Here is a 19,176-nt window from a genome sequence, read left to right on the forward strand (position 1 = left end):
GTCGATGGTCGCATTCACAAAGCCTCGGCACTGACCTGTAATACCGGCATAACAAAAACGAGACTGACGACCATGCCGCCCCGTGTCCTGTCCGCCCTGTCCTGCCTGGCCCTGTCCTGCCTTTTCGCCAGCACTGCCCTGGCCGATGCCGCGCTGTTCTCCGCCGACGGCTACCGCAGCGGTCTTTATCGCAGCCCGACACCCACCACCGCCGAATCCGCCACCACCGTCGACACCGCCCGGGTCCAGGCACTGCTGGAGCAACAACCGCCAGCCCTGCTGATCGACGTATACAAGCGCCCGTTCCTCAACGGCCAGTTCATCGCCAGCGAAGCCCATGCCAACCTGCCCGGCAGCCACTGGCTGGCCAATACCGGCGACGGCGAGCTGGATGCCCAATGGAGCCGGTACTTCAGCCGCCACCTCGAGCGCTTGAGCAATGGTGATCGCCAGCGCGCCATCGTCTTCTACTGCCGCTCGGACTGCTGGCTGAGCTGGAATGCGGTCAAGCGCGCCGCCGCGCTGGGCTACTCGCGGTTGTACTGGTACCGTGATGGCCTCGATGCCTGGGAAAACGCCGGCCTGCCCGTGGTCAACGCCACGCCCGAAGCGTTTCCCTGAATCACGTTTTCCTTGCGGTCGAAACCAAAACAATAAGGTGCAAACGCCATGTACAAGATTCTGATCGCCGACGACCATCCGCTGTTTCGCGAGGCCATTCATAACGTCATCAGCGATGGCTTCCCCGGCAGCGAGGTAATGGAAACCGCCGACCTGGACAGCGCCCTGGCGCTGACCGGCGAGCACGACGATCTCGACCTCATCCTGCTCGACCTGAACATGCCCGGCATGCACGGTCTGGGCGGGCTGATCAACCTGCGCAACGAGGCGCCGACCATTCCGGTGGTGATCGTCTCTGCCGAACAGGACAAGCAGATCGTCCTGCAGGCCATTACCTATGGTGCAGTGGGCTTTATCACCAAGTCCTCGCCACGCTCGCAGATGACCGAGGCCATCGAGCAGATACTCAACGGCAACGTGTACCTGCCGCCGGACATCATCCGCACCCAGAAAAGCGGCAGCCGCCGCAGCCAGAGCGAATCCCAGGGTTTCGCCCCGGAGCTGCTCCAGGCCCTGACCCGCAAGCAACTGCTGGTGCTGGAACGCATGACCAAGGGCGAATCGAACAAGCAGATCGCCTACAACCTGGATATCGCCGAAACCACGGTCAAGGCCCACGTTTCCGCGATCCTGCGCAAGCTCAACGTACACAACCGGGTGCAAGCGATCCTCAGCGCGGGCGATATCGACTTCACGGCTTACCTGCGTCGCTGAACGAATTAATCGTTACGATCGGAATTAATCATTGATACATGCGGTTGCGCTGAAGTAAGCTCGGTCGCATTCAACTGGAGCAGCACATGAACCACGCCACCCACATCCACGCACTACACACCGGTCGCCCAGCGCGTTCCGTTGCGTCCGTGGCTGCCTGTGGCTCCATTGCTCCAACCGCGTTTTATTTCGGGTATTGGTTTAGCCACAGGCGCCGCTGATACCCACACCGGCGCCCACGAACAGGGCCGCCGAACACGAGAACTCTCGAACCCCCGGACGGCCCAGCCCTCCGGGGGTTTTGTTTTTCGGCCCGTCAACACCAGACACCACTGAGGAATCGACACATGAACTACACCACCTGCTACCGCTACCAAAGCTCTGCCTGGCGATTTAGCCACTGCCGTTCGGGCCAGCCAGCCGCCTCCGACCGGTCCGTTTCGGGTGGCATCAACACACATACACGTATCTGTCGAACACAACGATAGGGCCGAAGGCGCGGGACCGAACCCGCCTTCCGCCCAGGGAATACCGAACATGCAAGCGACTACCCAGGCACTGCCACTGAACACCCCCGCCGCAGCCAACACCTCCGTGAGCCTGCGTCTGCCCAGCCCCGTGCAACTCAAGCAACAGCTGCCGCTGTCCGCCGCCCTTGCGGCCCAGGTCCAGCAGCACCGCCACGCAGTCAAACAGATACTCGACGGCCATGACCCGCGCCTGCTCGTGGTGCTCGGCCCCTGTTCCCTGCACGATCCCCGCTCCGCCCTCGAATACGCCGACCGCCTGGCTGCGCTGGCCCGCCAGCTGGATGACAAACTGCTCCTGGTGATGCGTGCCTACGTGGAAAAACCCCGCACCACCGTGGGCTGGAAAGGCCTGGCCTACGACCCGCAGCTGGACGGCAGCGACGATATGCACGGCGGCCTGCGCCTGTCCCGCGAATTGATGCTGGGCATGCTCGAGCGCGGGCTGCCAGTGGCCACCGAACTGTTGCAACCGATGGCCGCCGGCTACTTCGACGATGTGCTGAGCTGGGCCGCGATCGGCGCCCGCACCACCGAATCGCAGATCCACCGCGAGATGGTCAGCGGCCTTGGCCTGCCGGTGGGCTTCAAGAACGGCACCGACGGCGGTGTCGGCATCGCCTGCGACGCCATCCGCAGCGCGGCCCACCCGCACCGTCATTTCGGCCTGGACGCCCAGGGCCACCCGGCCATCGTCGAAACCCTAGGCAACCCGGATACCCACCTGGTCCTGCGCGGCGGGCACAAGGGGCCCAACCATGATGCTGCGAGTGTCGCCATGGCGCGCCAGGGGCTGGCCAAGGCCGGAGTCGAAGCCCGGATCATGGTCGATTGCAGCCATGCCAACAGCGGCAAGGATCCCCTCAGGCAACCGGCGGTGCTGCGCGATGTGATCGACCAGCGTGTCGCGGGTGATCGCTCGCTGGTCGGGGTGATGATCGAAAGCCATCTGTTCGAGGGCTGCCAGGCACTAGGCAAGGCGCCGCTGAAGTACGGCGTGTCGATTACCGATGGCTGCCTGGGTTGGGACGCCACCGAGGCAATGTTGCGCGAGGCGGCTGCCCGTTTGTCGTAGGTTCCTGAAGATTGGCTTGCCAGCGATACCCACGCCATCGCTGGCAAGCGCGCGGACAACTTACGCTTTCAACGCCTCCACCACGAACTCCAGCCGATCCTGGCCAAAGAACAGCTCCTCCCCTACAAAGCAGCTCGGCGCGCCGAACACCCCGCGACCCACGGCCTCTTCAGTAACGGCCTTCAACGCCGCCTTGACCTCGGGATCGCTTGTCAGCGCCTCGAACCCGGACGACTCGAAACCCGCTTCTTCCAGCACCTGCGTGATCACGGCCGGATCCCCAAGGTTGCGCCCGTCGGCCCACATTGCCCGATACATCGCGGCCAGCCATTGCTCGAAACGCTGCGGCTGACGCAACTGTATGCCAACCGCCGCACGCATCAGGCCCAGGGTGTTGATCGGGAAGTGCTCGTTGAACTTCAACGGCACACCGTAGCGCCGGGCATACCGATGCAGGTCCTTGAAAAAATAACGCCCCTTGGCCGGGATCGTCGCCGGCGAACTGTTGCCGGTGGCCTGGAACACGCCACCCAGCAACATCGGCCGCAACACCAGTTGCGCCCCGTGCTCGGCGCAGATCCCTGGCAGTTGGGTCCAGGCCAGGTAACTGGCCGGGCTGCCCAGATCGAAAAAGAATTCGACGGTCTTGTTCATGCTTCGGATCCTTGTCAAAGGTGGCGATTACCAGCGTTCCATCCACGGACGCAGGTCGAGTTCGAAGGTCCAGGCATCCCGTGGCTGGGCATGCAGGTGCCAGTAGTTGTCGGCGATATGCCCGGGGTCCAGGATGCCGTCCTGGTCCTTCAGCGCGTAGCGCTCGGGGAAGCTGTCGCGGATGAAGGCAGTGTCGATGGCGCCGTCTACCACCACATGAGCGACATGGATGTTCCGCGGCCCCAGTTCCCGCGCCATGCTCTGGGCCAGGGCGCGAATGCCGTGCTTGGCTCCGGCGAAAGCGGCGAAGCCGGCAGCGCCGCGCAATCCCGCCGTGGCACCGGTGAACAGGATGGTGCCACGCTCGCGCACCACCATGCGGCGCGCCACCGCCTGGGCCGTCAGGAAGCCGGCGAAGCAGGCCATTTCCCAGATCTTGAAGTACTTGCGCGGCGTCTCTTCAAGAATGCTGCAAGGCACGTTGGCGCCGATGTTGAAGACGAAGGCCTCGATCGGGCCGATGCTGCTTTCGATCTGCTCGACCAGCGCGGCCACCTCTTCTTCCTTGCGGGCATCGGAGCCGAACCCGTGGGCCTGGCCACCCTCGGCACGGATTTCGTCCAGCAAGGGTTGCAGCTTGTCAGCGCTGCGCCGAGTCACACAGGCGATATAGCCTTCCCGGGCAAAGCGCCTGGCAATCGCGCCACCGGTGGCGTCGCCGGCACCGATCACCAGTACGACCTTGTTGTTGTCCTTCATGAGCTTTGTCTCATTGATGAATGATCGTTTAGTAAACGAACGCTATGCTATGATCCGGACTTTCGTCAAGCCACCAATTCGAGGATGCCCAGGTGCGCTATTCCACCGAACACAAGGAACAGACCCGGCAGAAGCTGGTGCAGAGCAGCGGCGCCATCGCCAAGCAAGGCGGCTTCGCCACTACTGGCGTGGCCGGGCTGATGAAGGCCATCGGCCTGACCGGCGGAGCGTTCTACAATCACTTTCCTTCGAAGGACGACCTGTTCAGCGAAATCGTGCGCCAGGAGCTATCCGGCAGCAGGATCAACCTGCGTGCACAAGGCGGCGAGTTGACGCCGGACCTGCTCAAGCGCTGCCTCGACCAATACCTGAGCATGGCCCATGTGCACAATCCGCAAAGCGGCTGCCCGATCCCGACCCTGGGCGCAGAGATCGCCCGCGCCGATAGCGCGGTGCGTGAAGAGGCGGAACACTGGCTGGTCACACTGCACCAGGCCTGGGCCGTGACCTTGAACGACGAAGCGCTGGCCTGGGCCATGCTCAGTCAATGCGTAGGAGCGCTGGTGATAGCGCGGATGCTGGCGGGGGAACAGACCCAGCGGGCCGTGTTGACGGCCAGCCGGGACTTCCTGCAGGCGGCGATGGAATAGATTTAATGCAGATCGTTGCGCCGGTACAGGCTCAAACCCACGGCCAGCACCGCCAGCATGCCGGCACAACCCCGGTTGATCCATTGCATGACCCGCGCCGAGAAAGCCCGTACCGCGTGCCGGCCGCCAAGGGCGTAGACCACCATCATCAGGCAATCGAGGGATGCGGTGATCACCGCGAGGACCAGGTACTGCTGCAGCACCGGCTGCTCCGGACGGATGAATTGCGGCAGGAACGCGGAAAAGAACAGCAGGCCCTTGGGATTGGACAGGCCGACGATCAGCGCACGGACGAAGGTCGACCGGCCACTGACCGCCGCCGCTGCGCCACTAACCCCGAGTGCCCGCACCGGCGCCCGCCAGAGCACCACCGCCAGGTACAGCAGGTACGCAGCGCCTATCCACTTGACCAGGCTGAACAACTGTTCCGAAGCCTGCAACAAGGCGCCAAGGCCACACCCCACGGCGGCGATCAGGATCAGGTCGGAAAGCATCGCCCCGGCCATGCCGAATCCGGCCACGCGCATGCCATGGCTGGCGCCGTTGTTCAAGGCCAGGAGCATGGCCGGGCCGGGTGTGATCATCACCGCACTGGCGGCGATGATGTAAAGCAGAAGGGTCGAGGCGTCCATGATGGCTCCTGGCAGGTCGAAGGGCGCAGGATGCCTGCCTCGCCGCGCGCCCTCAAGCCCTCGACGATTTTTTCCGAGCGGCTCAACCAACGTGGCGAATCCCGGTCAAACTGCTCACCCCCGAGCGTAACGGCAGGAGTCCTGTCTTGAAGTTTCCGCTGTACCGTCCACTGCTGTTGTGTCTTGCCCTCTGCGCAATCGCCCCGGCCCCCGCCGCCACGGCCCCGCAGGGCACGACCGACGACCTGTTCACCCTGCTCGACAATGTCGCGCGCATGGCCTCCTCGGGCCTGGCCAACTGGCTCAGGTTGTCGCGCGAGACGGCGGTGGCGGCCGGGGTCGAACCCATTCCGCTGGACATCCGCGCGCAACTCGAACCCTGGTATGACTTCCAGGTGCTCGACGCGGTGCGCTATCAGGTCGGCAATCCCGAACAACTGGACGCCGCCAGCGCCTTCCTGCAGAACCCGGATGTCGCCGCCGTCACCCTGGTGGACGTGATCGTCTTTCGCAACGCCGCGGACGCCCGCGACAACGTTGCACTCTGGGCCCACGAGCTCAAGCACGTGCAGCAATACCAGCAATGGGGCGTGGATGATTTCGCCGCGCGTTACACCCGTGACTACGAAGCCGTGGAAGCACCTGCCTACAAGATCCAGGCCGAAGTGAGCAACACCCTGCGCCTGATGCCCGGTAGCCGGCTGGCCGGGCATTGACGGGGCGTTTTCCTACTCTGGATGTGCCACGTCCTTCAGCCTGATTGCCCTGCACAGTCAGGCAAAATCCTATGCCTCGCCCTACGTGGGCCGTTTCCTACTGAAGGACCCTTCGCGCTTTTTGTAGGAATTTTCATCTAGGCAGGCTGAATTCTTCCACGCTTCTATACTCCTCGTACTCATCGAACCTGATTCGACGTATCGTGAGCGGCCCGTCTGAACCGGCGGTTTTCCCTCCTGAGTGACTCGGGAAAAATCCATTCCTGATGCAGGAGTTTCCTACACGATGCACAAGATCCTGATCGTCGACGATCATCCCACCATCCGTTTTGCCGCCCGCCTGCTGCTGGAGCGCGAAGGCTACGACGTGATCGGCGAAGCCCACGACGGGGTCAGTGCGGTGAGCCTGAGCCAGGAACTCACCCCCGACGTCGTCGTGCTCGACCTCGGCCTGCCCCGCCTGGACGGCCTCAGCGTACTGGAACGCCTGCGCGCCCTCGATCCGGCGCCGCGGATCATGGTCTTCACCGGTCGGCCGCCGCGGTTGTTCGCCAAACGCTGCATCGAAGCCGGCGCCTCGGCCTTCGTGCGTAAGGATGAAGACCTGTCCATCCTCCTCGGCGCGCTCAAGGCCGTGCTCAGCGGTTATTCCTATCTGCCGGATGCGCTGAGCCTGGGCCCACGCTCGCAAACCGAGGACGACCGCCTGGACCGCCTCTCCAACCGCGAATTCGAAGTGATGCGGCAACTGGCCAAGGGCGCGACCAACAACGAGATCGCCCAGGCCATGATCCTGAGCTCGAAGACCATCAGCACCTACAAGACCCGCATCATGGACAAGCTCCAGGTGCGTTCCCTGGCCGAGCTGCTCGACCTGGCGAACCGCCGCGGGATGATCTGAACGACCGATGAACATCCTGCCACTGCTGGTCCTGACCCTGGGCCTGGTGCTGTCGCCGCCGCTGCCGGCGCAGGAGGCAGTGCCGCGGGAACTGCTCGGACGCTCCCTGAGCAGCAGTGCCCCGCCAACGCTCGGCGTTGCCGACCGGCAATGGCTGGAGCAGAGGAAGCAGCTACGCCTCGGTACCTCGGCACCGGACTATCCGCCCTTCGATATCAATGTCAGCCAGCACGACTACGAAGGCCTGACCGCCGACTACGCCGGCCTGCTCGGCGAGCAGTTGAAGGTTGACGTGGAGGTCCTGCACTACCCCAGCCGCAGTGCCGCGATCCGCGCCCTGGAGCGCGGCGAGATCGACCTGCTCGGCAGCGCCAACGGCTTCGAGGAAGCCAACAGCGAACTGCTGCTCAGCCAGCCCTACGCCGACGACCAGGCCATCGTCGCCACGCCGCTGGGCAAGCCGCGCAACCCCGCCGACAAGCTGGCCGGCGCGCGCCTGGCAATGGTCGATCATTACCTGCCGGTGGAGCGCATCCGCCAGGTCTATCCCGACGCCAGGCTGCAACTCTACGCCTCGAGCATGGCGGCATTGGCTGCCCTGACCCAGGGCGATGCCGACGCCTTCATCGGCGACGCCATCAGTTCCGACTACCTGATCGGCAACCATTATCGCGACAGCGTGCAGATCGCCTGGTACGTCAAGCCCCTGCGCTCGTCGTTCAGGTTTGCCCTGGAACACGACAACGTTACCCTGCTGCGGCTCATCGACCAGGCCCTGGCCAGTCTGTCGGAGAGCGACCGGATCAACGTCGCGCGGCGCTGGAGCAGCGGCCTCAACAGCCCGCTGCTCAACCGCGGGGTGCTGCAACTGCAGCCTGGGGAACAGGACTGGATCCGCCGGCATTCGGACCTCAAGGTTGTGATCAACAAGTACTTCGCGCCCTTGACCTTCCTCGACGACAAGCAGCAGTTCCGCGGGATCACCGCCGATCTCCTGGAGCAGATCAGCCTGCGCACCGGGCTGCGCTTCCACACCATCGAGGCCGCCAGCGTGGCGCAGATGATCCAGTTGGTGGAGAGCGGCCAGGCCGACCTGATCGGCGCCCTGCCCTATGGCGGCGAGCGTGCCCGCGGCCTGCAGTTCACCCGGCCGTACCTGACCACGCCGCGAGTCCTGGTGACCTCCATCCGCGCCGATGCCCCGGACACCGCCGAGGCCTTGCAGGGCAAGCGCCTGGCGCTGATCCGCGGCACGCCGTTCGCCGAAACACTGCGCCGCGAGCATCCCGCCATCGAACTGGTCGAAGTCGACGATCCGCTGGCCCTGATGGAATACGTGGCCCAGGGTCGCGCCGACGCGGCCATCAGTTCGCAGATCAACGCCGCCTATTTCATCAGCCGCCTGTTCAAGGATCGCCTGCGCATTGCAGCACTGCTGGACGACAGCCCGGCCACCGCGGCCTTCGCCACCGCCCGGGGCGACAATGAACTGCACGCCATCCTGGAAAAGACCCTGCTGAGCATCGAGCCGGACGAAATGACCCTGCTCGCCAACCGCTGGCGCACCAATGCGCTGGTCAGCGACAACCCTTGGCGCAATTATCGCGGGCTGGTCCTGCAGATTCTCCTGGCGGCCAGCCTGGCGATCGCCGCCGTGGTCCTGTGGAACCGCTACCTGCGGCGCCTGGTCGCCCAGCGCACTGCTGCCGAAGAAGCCTTGCAGCGCCAGTTGAAGATCAGCGAGGGCTTGCTTGTCGAACTGCGCCAGGCCAAGGAGCAGGCCGACAGCGCCAACCATGCCAAGAGCACCTTCCTCGCCACCATGAGCCATGAAATCCGCACGCCGATGAATGCGGTGATCGGCCTGCTCGAGCTGGCCCTGAAGGACGCCGGGCAAGGGCGCATCGACCAGCCGTCGCTGCAGGTGGCCTTCGATTCGGCCAGTGCCCTGCTGGAGCTTATCGGCGACGTGCTGGATATCGCCCGCATCGAATCCGGGCACATGACCCTCGCCCCGGAGCCGACCGACCTGTGCGCACTGGTTCGTGCAACTGCGCGGGTATTCGAGAGCAGTGCCCGGCTCAAGGGCCTGGAGCTGCGCCTTGACCTGCCCCCGGCGACGCGGCCGCTGGCGGTGGATCCGCTGCGCCTGCGCCAGGTCCTGGCGAACCTGCTGAGCAATGCGCTGAAGTTCACCGAACGCGGCGAAGTGCGCGTCGGCCTGGAGCTGGAGCCGCAGGCAAATGAAGCACGGGTACGCCTGGTCGTGGAAGACAGCGGCATCGGCATCAGCGCGGCGGACCAGGCCCGCCTGTTCAGCCCTTTCGTCCAGGCGGGCGGGCAGGCTGCGGGCCAGGGCAGCGGCCTGGGCCTGGTGATCAGCCGTACCCTGTGCGAATTGATGGGCGGCGCCCTGCGCCTGTCCAGCGAGCCGGGGCACGGGACCCGGGCCGAGATCTCGCTGGTGCTGCCGTGGGCCAGTGAGCGGGCAGTCGCGGCGCCGAAGACCCCGCCGAGCCCGGCCAGCACCCTGTCGCTGAATATCCTGGTCGTGGATGACTACCCGGCCAACCTGATGCTGCTGGGCAAGCAACTGGACGTGCTCGGCCACCGGGTCAGCCAGGCGGACAGCGGCGCCCAGGCCTTGCAGATGTGGCGGGAAGGCAACTTCGACGTGCTGATTACCGACTGCAACATGCCGGGGATGGATGGACACCAACTGGCCCGCGCGGTGCGGACAGAAGAAAGCCCGGGACAGCGCTGCCTGATCCTGGGCCTGACGGCAAATGCCCAAGCCGAAGAGCGGGACCGCTGCCTGGCTTCGGGGATGGATGATTGCCTGTTCAAGCCGATCGGGCTGGGCGCGTTGCGCAGCCATCTGAGTGGCCTGGAGTCGGCGACGGCCGAGGATGACAGCGGCTTCGACCTGGACGAGCTGCGACATCTGACCCAGAACGACCCACAGATGATCCGCCGGCTGGTGGAACAGCTGGCGAAAAGCACCGAGCAGGATCTGGCTTCGCTGCGGGCCTTGGGGCCGCAGGCTCCGCTTGCCCAGGTGAAGGCCCTGGCGCACCGGATTCGCGGCGGCATGAAAATGCTCAAGGCACGGGGATTGGTGGAGCGCTGCGATGCACTGGAGCGCGGATGTGCCGAGGAAGTCGACGACGCGCGCCTGCAGGACTTGAAGCAAGCCCTGGAAGGGAGCCTGGAGCGCTTGCTGACACGGCTCGAACGAAACACCTGACGCTGCGCCCCATCGCTGCGCTGGAAGAACTCAGCGCAACCCCGGCAAGCGCACCAGCGACCAGCCAGTCTCCGATTCCGACAAGGTCAAGCGGATCTGCCCCAGTTGCATGTCGTTGAGCAGGGTCGATACCAGGTCCCCGACCATCCAGTTCGCTGTATTCGAGGCGATCACCCGCCCCTCGGCGGATATCAGTACCGCCTCGTGATCCAGGCGCATAAGGCTTTTCACCAGGAGCCGCTCGACGTTATGCAGCGAAAGGTCGAGCCCCGCCACGCCAATGAAGCGACCCTCGACATAAATCGGCATGGTGAAGGTCAGTACGTACATGTTGGTGCCGTAGAGGTCCACGTATGGCCCTTCCACCACGCTGCGCCCGGTGTCGCGCGGCTTGCTGTACCACGGCATGGCGTTGTAGTCGTAGTAATTCTCGCGGCGGCGATCGAAGTTGGGACGCAATGGCAGGGTCTTGCCACCATCGGCCAGGTACCACCACTCCAGGTGCATCTCGCGGTCGGCCAGGCCATTGGGGGCCACGATCACGCCACCGCCACAGCCAAAGGCCCCGGTGGCGAACAATTGCTTGTCGATGGCCGGGCGCAGTGACGCCAGGTCCCGCGCCACGGGCTGGCGACCTTCGGCCAGGACCCGCTGCCACAGGGTACGGGTTTCTTCCGCCAGTTCGCGCACCTGGCCGAAAATGGTGCCCAGGGTACTGTCCAGCTGCTGGGCGCAGGCCGAGAAGGACGCGTTATCGCTCGGGGCAAACATGGCATTACCTCACACAGGGTCCGGCAGTTCTGGTCATGGGGTGGGAAGAAGGAGTCAGTCCGGATCAGCCGCCAACAGTTCCAGGCGCAGGCTTATCAAACGCTTGATGCCCCGGGTGACGTGGGCTTCGGCCAGGGCACCGGCCAGCACCGGGTCACCCGCGACCAAGGCCTGGAGAATCGCCTGGTGCTCCTGTTCCACCAGGGTGATATCGCCGCCGCCAGCCGCCTCCATCCACAACAGTTCGCCGATTTCCGACTGCAGGCGCATTTCCGCGTGGGTCAAGCGCAGGGATTGGGCAGCCGCCGCTACCTCGATATGAAAGCGTGCGTCGGCACGGTGCCGAGCCAGACGCGAGCCGGCCTGGCGCAGGGTTTCTATATGCTGGCCGATGCGCGCCTGCTGCTCTGGCGAACTGCGCCTGGCCGCCAGGCGCGCGGCAGTGCCGGAGATCGCCGTCTGCTCGTCGCCGAGGTCGCGCAGGTCGGGCCCGCTCATTTCACGCAGCCTTTGCAGAAGCAGCGCCTCGGGCAGTTCCACCGGGGCGCAGACGAAGCTGCCGCCATTGCGACCACGACGGGTTTCGATCAGGCCACGCTGGCGCAGCACCACCAGAGCCTCGCGCAGGGTCACCGTGGCCACGCCCAGCTGCAGGGCCAGTTCCGACTCGCTGGGCAATTGCTGGCCCTCGGCGAACAGGCCAAGTTCGATGGCCTCGACCAGACGCCGCGCCACTTCATCGGTGCGCCCCTCCTGGCGCAGACGGATGAACGCGGTGTTGCGGGCACTATTCAGGGCAGTCATTGCCTCTCCCTTTTCGAGCACCACGAAGGCACCCGGTTAAAAATTCGGTTTCGCATCTTATAGCGAAGCACAGCTCAAGTGTTAGCGCCTTATTTCCTTGTGGCAAAGCAAAAAAGCACGGCGAGGCTAGGCAGCAAATTTAAGATATGGTTTTATATGTTTAAGCCTTGCACAGGCCACTGTCCCTGTGCGCCTGTATTCACCAATAACTCCAAACAGGAATACGCAATGCAGACCCGACTCCTGATCAACGGCCAACTGGTCGATGGCCAAGGTGATCCCTACGCCGTGTACAACCCGTCCGAAGGTGCCGTGCTGGCGAACATTCCAGAGGCCAGCAGCACCCAGGTGGACGCCGCCGTGCAAGCCGCCGATCAGGCGTTCGACGGTTGGGCGCAGACCCCGCCGAAAGACCGCGCCCACCTCCTCCTCAAGCTGGCGGACCTGATCGAGGCCAATGCCGAACACCTGGCCCGGCTGGAGTCGCTGAACTGTGGCAAACCCTACCAGGCTGCGCTGAACGACGAGATCCCGGCCATCGCCGACGTGTTCCGCTATTTCGCCGGCGCCAGCCGTTGCCTGTCGGGCTCGGCCGGTGGCGAGTACCTGCCGGGTCATACCTCGATGATCCGCCGCGACCCGCTGGGCGTTATCGCCTCCATCGCGCCGTGGAACTACCCGCTGATGATGGTCGCCTGGAAGCTGGCACCCGCCCTGGCCGCCGGCAATACCGTGGTGCTCAAGCCTTCCGAGCAGACCCCGCTGACCGCCCTGGCCCTGGCCGAGCTGATCGCCGGGCTGTTCCCGGCCGGCGTGGTCAATATTCTTTTCGGTCGCGGCCCTAGCGTAGGCGAACCGCTGGTCAATCATTCCAAGGTGCGCATGGTGTCCCTCACCGGCTCGGTCGCCACCGGAGCGCGGATCATCGCCAGCACCGCCGGCAGCGTCAAACGTACCCATATGGAACTGGGCGGCAAGGCCCCGGTGCTGATCTTCGACGACGCCGATATCGATGCGGCGGTAGAGGGCATCCGCGCCTTCGCGTTCTACAACGCCGGCCAGGACTGCACCGCAGCCTGCCGCCTGTATGTACAGCGCGGTGTCTACGAGCGCTTCGTCAATCAGCTGGGCGAGGCCGTCGCCAGCCTGCGCATGGGCCTGCAGGACGATCCGGAAACCGAACTCGGCCCACTGATCACCCGCGATCACCTGCAGCGCGTAGAGGGCTTCGTCACGCGGGCCAAGGCCCAGCCGCATATCCGCGTAGTCACCGGTGGCAACCGGGTCGATGGCCCAGGCTTCTTCTTCGAACCGACCGTGCTGGCAGATGCCCGGCAGGACGACGAGATCGTCCAGCGCGAGGTGTTCGGCCCGGTCGTCAGCATTACCCCGTTCGACGACGAAGCACAGGCCCTGACCTGGGCCAACGACTCCGACTACGGCCTGGCCTCGTCGGTGTGGACCCGGGACATCGGTCGCGCTACCCGCCTTTCGGCGCGCCTGCAATATGGCTGCACCTGGGTCAACACCCATTTCATGCTGGTCAGCGAAATGCCCCATGGCGGCATGAAGCAGTCCGGCTATGGCAAGGACATGTCCATGTATGGCCTGGAGGACTACACCTGCGTGCGCCACGTGATGTTCAAGCACTGATTACCGATGAAAACGCCGATTGTGGCGGCCGAAACAAAACATATAAAACCATAGGCAATATGGCATACGAGGACTCTCCATGCTAATCACCGGCATCAAAAGCCGCCCGGTCTACGACCGGCTGCACCCCATGGCAGGAGGCCTGCGTCATCTGATTGCGGGCCAGGGCAGCGGCGGCGCGGCCATGCTGCGCCTGATCGGCGACATGTCCAACGAACAGCGCGGCAACAGCACCCTGCTCTACTCCGTCGAATCCTTCTCCGGCCATAACCATCTGCAGGCCTTGCAGCAGGCCGAGGTCGCCGGGCTGGAGGTGTTCGCCAGCAACCAGGAACTGATCGATGCCCTGCGCGAGCGGCTCGGCGATGCACGCATGGGCACGCGCCTGTACCTCAGCGGCTCGGAAAGCTTCATCGGCACGGCCATGCAGGCGGCCAACGCCGTGGACCTCAATCGCGACGAAGTGCTGCGCGAACACAGCGGCACCCTGGTCCGCCGGGTCTGGTGCGCGCATTGCGACACCTACACCGAGAACGTCACCCAGCGCGTTTTCGTCTGTCCGGGCTGCCAGTTGCACCTGGTGGTGCGCGATCACTATTCCCGTCGTCTGGCCGCCTTCCAGGGCATCAAGGCCGACGGCGAAGTCCCGGGCGAATTGCCCGCCGCCGAGGAGCTCGATACATGAACACCCATAACGGCACCCTGAGCGTGCGCGTCGCCCGCATCGAGGCGATGACCCCGGAAATCACCCGCTTCACCCTGGTCGACCCGGATGGCAAGCACCTGCCGGCCTTCTCCGGCGGCAGCCATGTGGTGGTGATCCTCGAGGACGGCGACAAGACCCACCGCAACGCCTACTCATTGATGAGCTCACCCTACGACTCCAGCGCCTACCAGATTGCCGTACGCCGCGTCGCCGATGGCCGTGGTGGCTCGCGCTACCTGCATGACCGGGTCGCTGAAGGCGATCTGTTGCAGATCCTGCAGCCGGCCAACCTGTTCCCACTGGCCAAGCACGGCCGCCAGCACCTGTTCATCGCCGGCGGCGTAGGCATCACCCCGGTCTACTCGCAACTGGAAGAGCTGGAATTGAAAAAGGCCAGCTTCGAATTGCACCTGGCCGTGCGCGGCCCCGGGCACATCGCCCTTGGGCGCGAGTTGCAGGAGCGCTACGGCGCCCGCGTGCACCTCTATGTACAGGGCGAGGATGAACGCATGGACATCTCGCGCATTCTCTTTGGCCGTCCCCTTGGCAGCCATGTGTACGTGTGCGGCCCGGACAGCATGATCGACGACACCATCGAAGGTGCCCGCGCCCTTGGCTGGACCGACAGCCATATCCACTACGAGCGCTTCGTCGAGCAAGGCTCCAGTGGCCAGCCGTTCAGCGTCACCCTGGCGCGCCAGGGCGTGACCCTCGAGGTGCCGACCGAGCAATCGCTGCTCGAAGCGGCCGAGCAGGCCGGCTACAAGGTGCCCTACCTGTGCCGCGGCGGCGCCTGTGGCTACTGCGAAACCGAAGTGCTGGAAGTGGACGGTGAACTGGACCACCGCGATGACTGGCTCAGCGAGGAAGACAAGCTGGGCAAGCGCAAATTCATGCCATGCGTATCCCGCGCCAATTGCACACGCCTGGTCGTGGACCTCTGAGACAGGACAACAACAATGACCGTATTCAAGCCGATCGAAAGCTACGCCGACCTCGACGCCAAGGGCTTCACCTACCGCAATAGCCGCGAAGCGGTGCTGCGCCTGCCCTTCCCCTATCCGGAAGACCAGTACATGTACTCGATGAACGTCGAGCCCCATGTACCCTTCGGCGAAGGCGCGCTGCGCGCCCAATTCGATATCGACGAACACTACATCTCCGAGTGCCATCACCGCGCGCAGATCCTTGAAAGCCAGCCGGGTGTGCACTACGCCGCCCTGCCGCACATGATGGAAGCCCAGTGGGACCTGCTCGAACTGCTGATGGAATCGTATTCCCGCGATTATCCAGAGCATTTCAGCCTGGAAAAGAAAGGCAACCAGTGGCGCTGGATCAACCGCCCGCTGGGCCTGGACGACAGCTTCACCTTCGGCGATGCCAGCACCCTGCCAATGGAGCCGATGGAATACATCACCCGCCAGGCACAGGGCGAGTTCATTCTTCTCGAAGAGCGCGACGACACCCTGGTGATGGGCGCCGGCATGGCCACCCAGCGCGCCGACTACTCGCTGCGCTTCAACCTCGGCATGAGCTTCATGGAGTTCCATGGCCCGGTGCCGAAGCTGCATGAAATGGGCATCCTCCAGCGTGCGCTGAAATTCCTCCTGCGCCTGCGTCCGGGGCACCCGGTGCGGCGCACCAACTGGTCCATCACGGTCAACCCGCGCCTGGAAACCTCTGCCGAAACCCTGCCCGACTGGGCACCGGACCGCACCACGGTGACTGCGCAAAACGCCGGCGAATTGGTCAACCTGCGCATCGAACTGCAACCGCTGCACCGTTTGCCGCGCAGCAACGCCGTGCTGTTCCCGGTACGCACCTACCTGGTCAGCCTGCAACAGCTGGCCGACTTTGCCCCGCAATGGGCCAAGCGCATGCACCGGGTAATCCGCGACCTGGACCAGGAACTGGTGGACTACAAGGGCTTTACCCGCTACCGGGATGCCATGGTGACCTGGCTGTCGCAATACGACGACGGCACGCCAGTCGACGAAAGTCAGCAATGAAAAAAAACCAAGCGCGCCGATAATGGCGCGCTTTTTTGCGTGCAAATCCGGGAAAACCACAATGAAAACAATACGCAACTTCCTGCCCGAGAGCTGGAGCCTGGTGTTCTCCGCCGCCGCGTCGGCCTACGGTGTCGGCCTGCTCGGCCTGTGGGCCCTGCCGTTCCTGATCAGCGCGATCATCCACGACCTGCAACTCAACGAGGCCCAGGCGGGGCTGCTGATGTCGGCGGAGTTCGGCTTCACCATGCTGGCCTCCTTGCTGGTGGCGCCGTTCATGGGCCGCGCCCCCCGGCGTACCCTGGCGATCACCGGCACGCTGCTGGCAATCGTGGCCAACCTGGTCAGCGCCCATATTGTCGACCTCTTCACCCTGGCAGCGGTGCGCTGCGTTGCCGGAGTCGGCGCCGGCCTGGCCCTGGCTTGCGGCAACGCGGCGGTATCCAGCGCGAAACAGCCGGATCGCATCGCCGGGCACATGAACGTGTTGTCGGTGCTGCTGATGATCGTGGTGATGCTCGGCTACGCCAAGGTCATGGCGGCATTCGGCTTGCCCGGGCTGTACTACGCGATGGCCGCGACCATGGCGGTGATGCTGCTGGCGATCCCGTTCATGACCCAGCGTGCAACCCTGGTCGAAACCGTGGTGGTCAGCCGCGCAGGCAAGGGCAACGTCCTGCTCAGCCTGCCGGCGGTGTGCATGATGCTGGCGATGTTCGTGTTCCAGGCACGGGACACCATGGGCTGGGCGTTCGTCGAGCGCATCGGCACCATGGTCGGCTACAGCGGTGACGAACTGGGCGTGCTGCTCTCGGTGCAATCGGTGGTCGGCCTGGTCGGCCCCTTGCTGGCCGCGATGATCGGCAAGCGCTTCGGCATGAGCACGCCGGTGATCCTCGCCGTGTTGCTGACGGGGGCTACCAGCCTCAGCTACGTCCTGGGCGAGCATTCGAAAACGATGTATACCGCCGGGGTCATGACCATTTGCATCACCTACTTCTATGCCCTGAGCTACCTCACCGGGCTGGCGGCGGAGCTGGATCGCGAAGGCCGGGTAGTGGCGGCGGCGGGAAGCTTCCTGAGCCTGGGCCTGGCGGTAGGGCCGGCGATTTCCGGCGGGTTGATTTCACTGGGGGGCTTTACCCTGGCGGCCTGGGGGATCGCCGTGACGGTGGTGCTGACCCTGGCACTGGTCAGCGTACCCCTGGCGCGGATTCGCAAGGAGCATGTGGTGGCGCAGCTGGCGGCTGCGGTCTGAAAAACCTGTTGTGGGGCTGAGGGCCTCATCGCTGGCAAGCCAGCTCCCACAGAACCCCTGTGGGAGCTGGCTTGCCAGCGATGAGGCCCTGGAGCCTAGTGCAGTTGCAGCGTCGAATTGATCTGGCTGATGGCATCCACCACATGCCGCGACCCTTGCTGGATCTCCAGGATCACCTCGCCCGCTTCATTCGCAAGATCCACCCCCTGCCCCGTTCGACTCAGGCTGGACTGCATGCTGGCCACCGCCTTGAGCGACAGGTCGTGGTTCTGCCGCACCACCTCGACGATCTCTACCGTGGCCTTGCTGGTGCGTGCCGCAAGGTTGCGCACTTCCTCGGCCACCACGGCAAACCCGCGTCCGTGTTCGCCGGCCCGCGCCGCTTCGATGGCCGCGTTCAGCGCCAGCAGGTTGGTCTGGTCGGCGATCCCGCGGATGGTCAGGACGATCTGCCCGATCAGTTCCGACTGGCGGTTCACCGCATCGATGCTGCGCGCTGCTTCATTGAGGTCATGGGAAATCTCCTCGATCACATGCACGGTCTGCTGCACAACCTCCGATCCCTTGCGCGCGCAGGCGTCGTTCTGCACCGAGGTTGCGTGGGCCGCCTCCGCAGCCGATTGCTGGGTGCAGACCTGGTGGGTGATATCGCTGGCGAACTTGACCACCTTGTACAACCGCCCCTTGGTATCGAAGATCGGGTTGTAGGAAGCTTCCAGGTAGACCATCTGCCCCAGTTTGTTGATCCGCTCGAAGCGATGCGAGTGGTACTCGCCACGATTGAGCGAGGCCCAGAAGGCCTTGTACTGGGCCGACTCGCTTTCGCTTTTGTGGCAGAACAGGCTGTGGTGCTGGCCAACGATCTCGTCGAGACGGTAGTGCATGGTGCGCAGGAAGTTGTCGTTGGCCGTGATCACCCGGCCTTCCGGGGTGAACTCGATCACCGCCATCGAGCGGCCAATGGCCTCGAGCAGGCAGTCCGCCTCGTGCTCGTGCACCACACGCTCGGTAATATCACTGGCCACCTTGATGATGCTGGTGACCACGCCGTTGCTGCCGAACACCGGCATATAGCTTGCCTCCAGCCACAGCTCCTGGCGCTTGCGATCGAGCCGCAGGAAAGTACCGCTACGTGCCTGGCCCTGGGCCAGGTCGCGCCACAGCTGGCGGTACTCTTCGGTCTTGGTGTAGGCCTCCTCGCAGAAGATCCGGTGATGCTGGCCGCGGATTTCCTCGAGGCTGTAACCCATGGCGTTGCAAAAATGCTCGTTTGCGTCGAGTACTACTCCATCGGGGCTGAACTCGATCATGGCCATGGAACGGCTGATCGCTGCCAGTTTTGCGTTGGCTTCGGCCAACGCCCGATTACACCGCTCGATTTCTGCCAGATCCGATTTGCGATGGGAGTCGAACATGTCACGCACACTCCATTGGCGGAATTGTGCTCAGCATAGATGGGCGAGAGCGCCCTGCAAGCGC

At 64.3% G+C, this 19,176-nt stretch carries 18 protein-coding genes; 12 read left to right on the forward strand and 6 right to left on the reverse strand.

What is annotated here, in order from left to right:
* Positions 1-72: 72 nt before the first annotated feature.
* From N7650_RS13560 to N7650_RS13570, 3 genes are all read left to right on the forward strand, one after another.
* A complete protein-coding gene (locus N7650_RS13560; protein ID WP_279898644.1) occupies positions 73-621 on the forward strand; it encodes a PQQ-dependent catabolism-associated CXXCW motif protein in 549 nt (182 codons plus the stop codon).
* 48 nt (positions 622-669) lie between these two features.
* Positions 670-1,335: a response regulator transcription factor gene (locus N7650_RS13565; RefSeq protein ID WP_009398444.1), complete on the forward strand. Its 666-nt coding sequence runs from the start codon at positions 670-672 to the stop codon at positions 1,333-1,335.
* Positions 1,336-1,872: 537 nt separating this feature from the next.
* Entirely contained in the window at positions 1,873-2,937 is a 1,065-nt protein-coding gene (locus tag N7650_RS13570; RefSeq protein WP_009398442.1) for a 3-deoxy-7-phosphoheptulonate synthase, read from the forward strand.
* Between the two features lie 60 nt (positions 2,938-2,997).
* Here the strand turns inward: N7650_RS13570 and N7650_RS13575 are convergent, their stop codons facing one another.
* Together N7650_RS13575 and N7650_RS13580 are read right to left on the reverse strand one after the other, a co-directional pair.
* Entirely contained in the window at positions 2,998-3,591 is a 594-nt protein-coding gene (locus N7650_RS13575; RefSeq protein ID WP_009398436.1) for a 2-hydroxychromene-2-carboxylate isomerase, read from the reverse strand.
* A gap of 27 nt (positions 3,592-3,618) precedes the next feature.
* The gene (locus N7650_RS13580; RefSeq protein ID WP_009398418.1) at positions 3,619-4,350 is read right to left on the reverse strand and encodes an SDR family oxidoreductase; all 732 of its coding nucleotides are present in this window, start codon (positions 4,348-4,350) and stop codon (positions 3,619-3,621) included.
* A gap of 92 nt (positions 4,351-4,442) precedes the next feature.
* Between N7650_RS13580 and N7650_RS13585 the strand changes: the two genes are divergently transcribed.
* Positions 4,443-5,000 (forward strand): TetR/AcrR family transcriptional regulator, encoded by a 558-nt coding sequence (locus N7650_RS13585; RefSeq protein ID WP_009398416.1) that lies wholly within the window; start codon positions 4,443-4,445, stop codon positions 4,998-5,000.
* A 2-nt stretch (positions 5,001-5,002) separates the two neighbouring features.
* Here the strand turns inward: N7650_RS13585 and N7650_RS13590 are convergent, their stop codons facing one another.
* Positions 5,003-5,632, reverse strand: coding sequence for a LysE family translocator (locus N7650_RS13590; RefSeq protein ID WP_279898647.1), 630 nt, complete (start codon positions 5,630-5,632; stop codon positions 5,003-5,005).
* Between the two features lie 197 nt (positions 5,633-5,829).
* Here N7650_RS13590 and N7650_RS13595 point away from each other — a divergent pair, with 197 nt between their 5' ends.
* The 3 genes from N7650_RS13595 to N7650_RS13605 all read left to right on the forward strand — a co-directional run bounded on the left by N7650_RS13595 (position 5,830) and on the right by N7650_RS13605 (position 10,496).
* Complete coding sequence (locus N7650_RS13595; protein WP_279898688.1) at positions 5,830-6,348, forward strand: DUF4157 domain-containing protein; 519 nt, start codon at positions 5,830-5,832, stop codon at positions 6,346-6,348.
* Positions 6,349-6,634: 286 nt separating this feature from the next.
* Entirely contained in the window at positions 6,635-7,249 is a 615-nt protein-coding gene (locus N7650_RS13600; RefSeq protein WP_279898648.1) for a response regulator transcription factor, read from the forward strand.
* Between the two features lie 7 nt (positions 7,250-7,256).
* Positions 7,257-10,496 carry a transporter substrate-binding domain-containing protein gene (locus N7650_RS13605; protein ID WP_279898649.1) on the forward strand — a complete coding sequence of 1,080 codons (3,240 nt, stop codon included), beginning with the start codon at positions 7,257-7,259 and terminating at the stop codon, positions 10,494-10,496.
* A gap of 30 nt (positions 10,497-10,526) precedes the next feature.
* Here the strand turns inward: N7650_RS13605 and N7650_RS13610 are convergent, their stop codons facing one another.
* Positions 10,527-11,267, reverse strand: coding sequence for a cache domain-containing protein (locus N7650_RS13610; protein ID WP_009398405.1), 741 nt, complete (start codon positions 11,265-11,267; stop codon positions 10,527-10,529).
* Between the two features lie 54 nt (positions 11,268-11,321).
* A complete protein-coding gene (locus N7650_RS13615; protein ID WP_009398404.1) occupies positions 11,322-12,071 on the reverse strand; it encodes an FCD domain-containing protein in 750 nt (249 codons plus the stop codon).
* A gap of 228 nt (positions 12,072-12,299) precedes the next feature.
* Between N7650_RS13615 and N7650_RS13620 the strand changes: the two genes are divergently transcribed.
* From N7650_RS13620 to N7650_RS13640, 5 genes are all read left to right on the forward strand, one after another.
* Positions 12,300-13,724: a gamma-aminobutyraldehyde dehydrogenase gene (locus N7650_RS13620; protein ID WP_279898652.1), complete on the forward strand. Its 1,425-nt coding sequence runs from the start codon at positions 12,300-12,302 to the stop codon at positions 13,722-13,724.
* Positions 13,725-13,803: 79 nt separating this feature from the next.
* Positions 13,804-14,409 carry a dimethylamine monooxygenase subunit DmmA family protein gene (locus N7650_RS13625; protein WP_009398401.1) on the forward strand — a complete coding sequence of 202 codons (606 nt, stop codon included), beginning with the start codon at positions 13,804-13,806 and terminating at the stop codon, positions 14,407-14,409.
* A complete protein-coding gene (locus N7650_RS13630; RefSeq protein ID WP_279898655.1) occupies positions 14,406-15,374 on the forward strand; it encodes a PDR/VanB family oxidoreductase in 969 nt (322 codons plus the stop codon). Before N7650_RS13625 ends, N7650_RS13630 begins: the two co-directional genes overlap by 4 nt.
* A gap of 15 nt (positions 15,375-15,389) precedes the next feature.
* Entirely contained in the window at positions 15,390-16,439 is a 1,050-nt protein-coding gene (locus N7650_RS13635) for a DUF3445 domain-containing protein (protein ID WP_279898656.1), read from the forward strand.
* 61 nt (positions 16,440-16,500) lie between these two features.
* Positions 16,501-17,697 carry an MFS transporter gene (locus N7650_RS13640; RefSeq protein WP_279898657.1) on the forward strand — a complete coding sequence of 399 codons (1,197 nt, stop codon included), beginning with the start codon at positions 16,501-16,503 and terminating at the stop codon, positions 17,695-17,697.
* Positions 17,698-17,792: 95 nt separating this feature from the next.
* Here N7650_RS13640 and N7650_RS13645 read toward each other — a convergent pair whose 3' ends face one another.
* On the reverse strand, positions 17,793-19,112 hold the full coding sequence (locus tag N7650_RS13645; RefSeq protein ID WP_064301270.1) for a PAS domain-containing methyl-accepting chemotaxis protein: 1,320 nt from the start codon (positions 19,110-19,112) through the stop codon (positions 17,793-17,795).
* Positions 19,113-19,176: the final 64 nt, after the last annotated feature.

The organism is Pseudomonas sp. GD04058, from assembly GCF_029836855.1.
Classification (GTDB): Bacteria; Pseudomonadota; Gammaproteobacteria; order Pseudomonadales; family Pseudomonadaceae; genus Aquipseudomonas; species Aquipseudomonas bharatica.